Genomic DNA, 6,515 nt, shown 5'->3' on the forward strand with positions numbered 1-6,515 from the left:
TGCTGCTGCTTGGTGGCCTGCTGATCGGTGCGATCGCCGGCAAGGAGGCGATCAAACCGCTCGAACCGCTGTACACCAGCATGTTCAAACCGGTGCTGGCGTTCTTCCTGCTGGAGATGGGCCTGATCGCCTCCGGCCAGCTCGGCTCGCTCAAGCGCTACGGCTTCAAGCTCGCTGCCTTTGCGCTGCTGATGCCGCTGATCGGTGCGCTGATCGGCGCCCTGCTGGCGCGCTTCATGGGCCTGTCGCTGGGCGGTACGGCAATGCTCGCCACGCTGGCGGCGAGTGCCTCGTACATTGCGGTGCCAGCGGCGATGCGCCTGGCGGTACCGGAAGCCAATCCGTCGCTGTCGCTGACTGCGTCGCTGGGCATCACCTTTCCGTTCAACATCCTGATCGGCATTCCGCTCTACCTGGCCCTGGCCGAGCGGCTGATCGCCTGGGGGTTCTGAGATGAACGCGCACAATCGTACGCTGCTGACCGTGATCTGCGAGGCAGCGCTGGAACACAAGCTGGAAGCCGACCTGAAAAACCTGGGCGCTCCGGGCTGGACCCTGTCGGACGCCCGTGGCAGCGGCAGCCGCGGGGTGCGCAGCGCCGGCTGGGATACCGACGGCAATATCCGCCTGGAGGTGATCTGCAGCCGCGAGATCGCCGAGCGTATCGCCGAGCACCTGCAGGCGCGCTACTACGAGAACTTCGCCATGGTCTGCTACCTGGCCGAGGTGGAAGTGCTGCGGCCCGAGAAGTTCTGACCGCGTGCTGTGATGCCCCTCGGCCGGCGGGCGTCCACCCTGGACTCAGGACCGATGGAGCCTTCGATGCACGCCCTGCTGCAGGAAATTCTCGACGATGTACGCCCGCTGCTCGGGCAAGGTCGCGTGGCCAGCTACATCCCGGCGCTGGCCGACGTGCCGCCCAACCAGTTGGGTATTGCCGTGTGCAGTGCCGAGGGTGAGATTTTCGAAGCCGGCGACGCGCAGACGCCGTTCTCGATCCAGAGCATTTCGAAAGTGTTCAGCCTGGTGCAGGCCATCGCCCATCGCGGCGAGTCGTTGTGGGAGCGGCTGGGCCACGAGCCTTCGGGGCAGCCGTTCAATTCACTGGTGCAGCTCGAGTTCGAACGCGGCCGCCCGCGCAATCCGTTCATCAACGCCGGGGCGCTGGTGATCTGCGACGTCAACCAGTCGCGCTTCGCCACCCCGGAGCTGTCGATGCGCGATTTCGTCCGGCACCTGTCCGGCAACCGGCAGATCGTCTCCGACACCCGCGTCGCCGAATCCGAATACCAGCACCGCGCGCGCAATGCGGCCATGGCTTACCTGATGCAGGCCTTCGGCAACTTCCACAACGATGTCGAAGCGGTATTGCGCAGCTATTTTCATCACTGTGCGCTGCGCATGAACTGCGTCGACCTGGCCCGCGCGTTCGCCTTTCTCGCCCGCGATGGTGCCTGCCCGCAAAGCGGCGAAACGGTGCTGGCGCCGCGCCAGACCAAACAGGTCAACGCGATCATGGCCACCAGCGGGCTGTACGACGAGGCGGGCAACTTCGCCTATCGCGTCGGCCTGCCCGGCAAGAGCGGGGTGGGCGGCGGCATCGTCGCGGTGGTGCCGGGCCGCTTCACCGTCTGCGTCTGGTCGCCGGAGCTCAACGCCGCGGGCAATTCGCTGATCGGCATGGCCGCCCTCGAGGCGCTGTCGCAGCGTATCGGCTGGTCCATCTTCTGACGCGCCGTCGCGGCGGCGCCTACCCTTCGAATTCCTCTGGAGAGAACCAAGCATGAATGACGGCAAGAAGAGCGAAACCGCCCAGGAGGCCCTCGAACACATCGTCTCGGGCGTCAAGCGCTTCCGCGAAGAGGTCTATCCCGAGCAGCGCGAGCTGTTCGAGAAGCTCGCCTACGAGCAGACGCCACGGGCGATGTTCATTACCTGCGCCGATTCGCGAATCATCCCCGAGCTGATCACGCAGAGTTCGCCCGGCGACCTGTTCGTCACCCGCAACGTCGGCAACGTGGTGCCGCCCTACGGGCAGATGAACGGTGGCGTGTCGACCGCCATCGAGTTCGCCGTGATGGCGCTTGGCGTGCAGCACATCATCGTCTGCGGCCACTCCGACTGCGGCGCGATGAAGGCGGTGCTCAACCCGGCTCAGCTGGAGCGCATGCCGACGGTCAAGGGCTGGCTGCGGCATGCCGAGGTGGCGAAGATCGTCGTCGAGCAGAACTGTGGCTGCGCCGACCACAACACCCTCGGCATCCTTACCGAGGAGAACGTGGTGGCCCAGCTCGACCACCTGCGCACGCATCCCTCGGTGGCAGCGCGGCTGGCCAGCGGTCAGCTGTTCATCCACGGCTGGGTGTACAACATCGGGACCAGCGAGATTCGTGCCTACGATGCCGAGAAGGGCGAGTTCCGCCTGGTCGGCGACGGCCCGCTGCCGATGGCCACGCCGCGGGCGCGCTATCAGGTGAGCTGAAGCGCTTCCGGGCGGTTTCGGTCTGCTGACGAGGCGCGGGGTCAGCGACCGCCGGCCAGCGTCGTGCCGCGCTCCTGAATCAGGTAGCACAGGTCAGGGGTCTTGCTGCAGCCGGCGTAGCCTTCGGCGATCACTTCCTCGAGCGCCTTCTGCAGACGATTGACCACTTCGTCCGGCGTATCAGGGCTCAGTGCCAGATACAGCGGTTCGCTGCGATAGCTCAGCGCTATGCGCAGCTGGCTCTCGTCGACGCCCTGCAGCCGCGCGTAATGACGCCACACTGGGTCGGCCACCGCCCACAGGTCGATGCGCCCGGTCAGTAGTTTGCGCAGGTTTTCAGCGTCGTTGAGGCTGTTGCTGGTGCGGATGCCCTGGCTTTCCAGGAACAGGCTGACACTGCCGTTGGCGTGGCCGCCGATCTGGTAGCCCTGCGCCTGCTCCAGGCTGTCGAACTTCAGGCCACTATCGGCCGGCGTCAGCAGCACGCTGGCGTGATGGGCCAGCGGCCCGACCCACTTGAACTGTCCGGCGTTCTGCGGCGTGCGCGCCACCGAGAACAGCCCGTGGGCGGGCTGCTGCCGGGTCTGCTCGTAGAGCCGGCTCCAGGGGCCGCGCAGGGTCAGGTTGTAGGCGATGCCGGCGCGGCGAAAGATGTCGCGCACGGTATCGGCATCGATGCCCTGCACATCGTCGCCGCGGGCGAAGCCCTTGCTGTTGGGGCCCATGTTGAATGGCGGGAAGCTGTCGGTTTGCAGGGTGATCTGATAGTTGGCAGGCAGTTCGGCCTGGGCGGCGCATGCAGCGCTGATGAGCAGGGCGAACAGCGCCCCGGCAGTTCGGGATCTGGCCATGGCATCGGCTCCTTGACGCTTTTCTTGTTGTTGGCGTGAGCAAGGGTAGCGGTGCTGCAGGTACATCGCCAGCCGGCCGCGCTGCCCTGCGGGGCAGCGCGCATTTTTGCCGGTGTCGTTTTCAGTCGGCCATTTCGCCGCAGAGGTCGCGGCAGAACCAGTGTTCCACCTCGGCGTGGTCGAGCCCGGCGGCGAGCAGGGCGAACAACTTGCCCAGCGCTGCTTCACGGGTCATACCGCCGCCGGAGACCAGACCGGCATCGCGCAAGCCGCTGCCGGTGGCATAGACGTCGAAATCGACATGGCCGCCCGGGCACTGGCTGATCGCCGCCAGCACCACGCCCTGTCGATGCGCCTGGCGCAGCGCTTCGATGAACGGGACGTCGTCCGGCGGGCCGGTGCCCCTGCCATAGCACTCGAGCAGTAGCGCCTGAGCGCCGCTGGCGACCAGTGCCCGGACCTGCGCGGCGCCGACGCCGGGGTACAACGGCAGCACCACGACCTGCGCCGGTCGCTGCGGCAACAGCGCCGGCGGACGTTCGCTGGCCGCTGCGGCGAGGCGCTTGCGCGGCGCCTCGGCAAAGGCGTCGAAGGCGTCGCTGCGCAGTTTGCTGACCCGCGCGCCGTGCAGCAGCACGCCGTTGAAGAACAGTTGCACGCCGTGCACCTGCCCGGCCTGCAGGGCGCGCATGGCGCCGAACAGGTTGGGCCAGGCATCGCTGCCCGGGCTTCCCGCCGGCAGCATGGCGCCGGTGAGCAGCACGGGGATCTCAAGATCCAGCAGCAGGAAGGACAACGCAGCGGCGCTGTAGGCCAGGGTATCGGTGCCGTGCAGCAACAGCACCGCATCGCAGTCGCCCTGCGCCACGGCATCGCGGACGGCGGACGCCATCTGCAGCCAGTGGGTCGGCTGCATGTTGGCGCTGTCCAGCAGCGGTTGCAGTTCGCGGAAGGTCCAGCTCGGCAGCGGCCCAGCTTCCAGCGCCTGCTGCGCCCGCAGGCGAGCTTCGAAGCCGGAGGCTGGCATCAACCCGGCGGCGCTCTGTTGCATGCCGATGGTGCCGCCGGTGTAGAGCACCAGCAGGCGTTCGATTGATTGATTCACACGCGCTCCTCGCTCGTTCGGCGCAGACCATCAGAAATACAGGCGGATGGGGCCAGCCCCGTGCGCGGTTGCGCAGAGGGCTGGCCGGTCGCGTCGGAGCGCTTAGCGGCGCTCGGTGGTGTCGGGTGTGGCGGGCATGTTCGCCTTCCACACGGCCGGGTCGAGATCCAGGTCGGCGAAGTCCTTCGGATCGAGCACGGGTTGCTCGATGCCGGCGCGGATCTGGCGGTCGTAGTCGCGCATCAGGCGCAGGCCGACCTTGAACAGCAGGGCCACGGCGATCAGGTTGGCGATGGCCAGCAGACCCATGGTCACGTCGGCGAAGGCGAACACGGTGCCCAGGTCCTGCACCGAACCCCAGAGCACAAGGATGACCACGAGGATGCGATAGATCACCACCGGCATGCGCTTCTCGGTGAAGAAGCCCAGCGCGTTTTCACCCAGATAGTAGTTGTAGATCAGCGTGGTGAAGACGAACAGCAGCAGCGCGATGCTGATGAATACCCGACCCCACTCGCCAACCACGGCCGCCATGGCGGTCTGCGTCAGCACCACACCGGCCTGGTCCATACCCGGCTCGTAGACGCCCGAGAGCAGGATGATCAGCGCCGTGCAGCTGCACAGGATGATGGTGTCGATGAACACCGAGAGCGACTGCACGATGCCCTGCGCCACCGGGTGCTTGACCTCGGCGACCGCGGCGACGTTCGGCGCACTGCCCAGGCCGGCCTCGTTGGAGAACAGGCCGCGCTTGACGCCCATCAGGATCGCCGCGCCGATGCCGCCGGCGAAGGCCTGCTCCAGGCCGAAGGCGCTGCGGAAGATCAGGCCGAAGGTTTCCGGCACGGCACCGAAGTTGCTGCCGATGACGAACAGCGCCATGCCCAGGTAGGAGAAGGCCATGACCGGCACCAGTACGTCGGCCCACTTGGCGATACGGCGGATGCCGCCGAAGATGATGCCGCCGATGACCAGGGTCAGCGCGATGCCGCTGGCTACGGTCGGCACGCCAAAGGTGTCATGCAGCGAGCTGGCGACGGTGAACGACTGCACGGCGTTGAAGCCGAAGCCGAAGGTCATCAGCAGCAGGATCGAGACGACGATGCCTAGCCAGCGCTGGCCGAGTCCGTGCTGGATGTAGAAGGCCGGGCCGCCGCGGTAGGTGCCGTCCGGCTCGCGACGCTTGTACAGCTGCGCCAGCGAGCACTCGAAGTAGCTGGTCGCCATGCCCACCAGCGCCACCACCCACATCCAGAAGATCGCGCCCGGGCCGCCGAGCATGATCGCCACCGAGACGCCGGCGATGTTGCCGGCGCCGACGCGGCCGGCGACCGAGAGCATCAGGGCCTGGAAGGAAGAGAGCTGTCCCGGCTGACGCTCGAAGGCGTGGCCGAAGATGCTGAACATGTTGCCGAAATAACGGAACTGGACGAAGCCGGAGCGAATCGTGAAGAGCAGACCGAGGCCGATCAGCATGACGATCAGCAGCTTGCTCCAAATGAGGTCATTCAGAAGGTCGAGCATGGCAATGTTCACCTTGTTGTCGTTGTTAGGGTGCCGGCGCGCGCCGCTGCGCCGTGCAAGCGGGGGATGTTTCAACAGTAGCGACGACAGGACAATTTCGCAGGTGGCCGCGATGTGACGCGACCTGATGCTAGAATGGCGACACTCGCGCCAATCGTCAGGGCATCCTATGACCTCCCATCTCGCCGAAAACCTCAAGTTGCTCTGCAGTCACTACCGCTCGATTGCCGAGGTGTGCCGCAAGCTGGCAATCAATCGGGCGCAGTTCAACAAGTACCTGGGCGGGCAGAGCCGTCCCACGCCGTTCAACCTCAAACGCATCGGCGACTTCTTCGGGGTCGAGGGCTACGAGCTGGAAATGCCGCCCGAGCAGTTCGCCCGGCTGGTCGGGGCGCGCCATCCGGAAGCCCAGGCGCTGCCGCGGACCGATCCGCTGCTGGCCCTGCTGCAGCCGTTGCGCGAGCACGCCGCGAGTCTGTCGCGCTATTGCGGCTACTACTTCGAATACGCCAACTGCATGTCGGTGCCGGGCAGCATCCTCATCTCGCTGGTG

General features: G+C 66.4%; 8 protein-coding genes. 5 read left to right on the forward strand and 3 right to left on the reverse strand.

The genetic code is table 11. The features are described from left to right. The 4 genes from ACN0X6_RS24715 to ACN0X6_RS24730 form a co-directional block, all read left to right on the forward strand. The coding region (locus tag ACN0X6_RS24715) for a sodium-dependent bicarbonate transport family permease (RefSeq protein ID WP_417707986.1) at nucleotides 1–452 on the forward strand (452 nt) is incomplete at its 5' end. 1 nt (nucleotide 453) lies between these two features. Further along, nucleotides 454–756, forward strand: a complete 303-nt coding sequence (locus tag ACN0X6_RS24720; protein WP_014822034.1) for a P-II family nitrogen regulator — start codon at nucleotides 454–456, stop codon at nucleotides 754–756. Between the two features lie 66 nt (nucleotides 757–822). After that, nucleotides 823–1,731, forward strand: coding sequence for a glutaminase B (gene glsB, locus ACN0X6_RS24725; RefSeq protein ID WP_179485131.1), 909 nt, complete (start codon nucleotides 823–825; stop codon nucleotides 1,729–1,731). Between the two features lie 52 nt (nucleotides 1,732–1,783). Then, a complete protein-coding gene (locus tag ACN0X6_RS24730; RefSeq protein ID WP_014822032.1) occupies nucleotides 1,784–2,482 on the forward strand; it encodes a carbonic anhydrase in 699 nt (232 codons plus the stop codon). Nucleotides 2,483–2,523: 41 nt separating this feature from the next. On the opposite strand, the gene ACN0X6_RS24735 is transcribed toward ACN0X6_RS24730, so the two are convergent. The 3 genes from ACN0X6_RS24735 to ACN0X6_RS24745 form a co-directional block, all read right to left on the reverse strand. Continuing rightward, on the reverse strand, nucleotides 2,524–3,333 hold the full coding sequence (locus ACN0X6_RS24735) for an ABC transporter substrate-binding protein (protein WP_313474475.1): 810 nt from the start codon (nucleotides 3,331–3,333) through the stop codon (nucleotides 2,524–2,526). Between the two features lie 121 nt (nucleotides 3,334–3,454). After that, nucleotides 3,455–4,438: an asparaginase gene (locus tag ACN0X6_RS24740; RefSeq protein WP_417707989.1), complete on the reverse strand. Its 984-nt coding sequence runs from the start codon at nucleotides 4,436–4,438 to the stop codon at nucleotides 3,455–3,457. Between the two features lie 102 nt (nucleotides 4,439–4,540). Beyond that, nucleotides 4,541–5,962 (reverse strand): alanine/glycine:cation symporter family protein, encoded by a 1,422-nt coding sequence (locus tag ACN0X6_RS24745; RefSeq protein ID WP_234174105.1) that lies wholly within the window; start codon nucleotides 5,960–5,962, stop codon nucleotides 4,541–4,543. Nucleotides 5,963–6,131: 169 nt separating this feature from the next. Here ACN0X6_RS24745 and ACN0X6_RS24750 point away from each other — a divergent pair. Beyond that, nucleotides 6,132–6,515 (forward strand): helix-turn-helix domain-containing protein (locus ACN0X6_RS24750; RefSeq protein WP_417707992.1); only part of this gene is annotated, 384 nt, incomplete at its 3' end.

The sequence above is a fragment of the Pseudomonas sp. genome (assembly GCF_048269965.1).
Taxonomy (GTDB): domain Bacteria; phylum Pseudomonadota; class Gammaproteobacteria; order Pseudomonadales; family Pseudomonadaceae; genus Aquipseudomonas.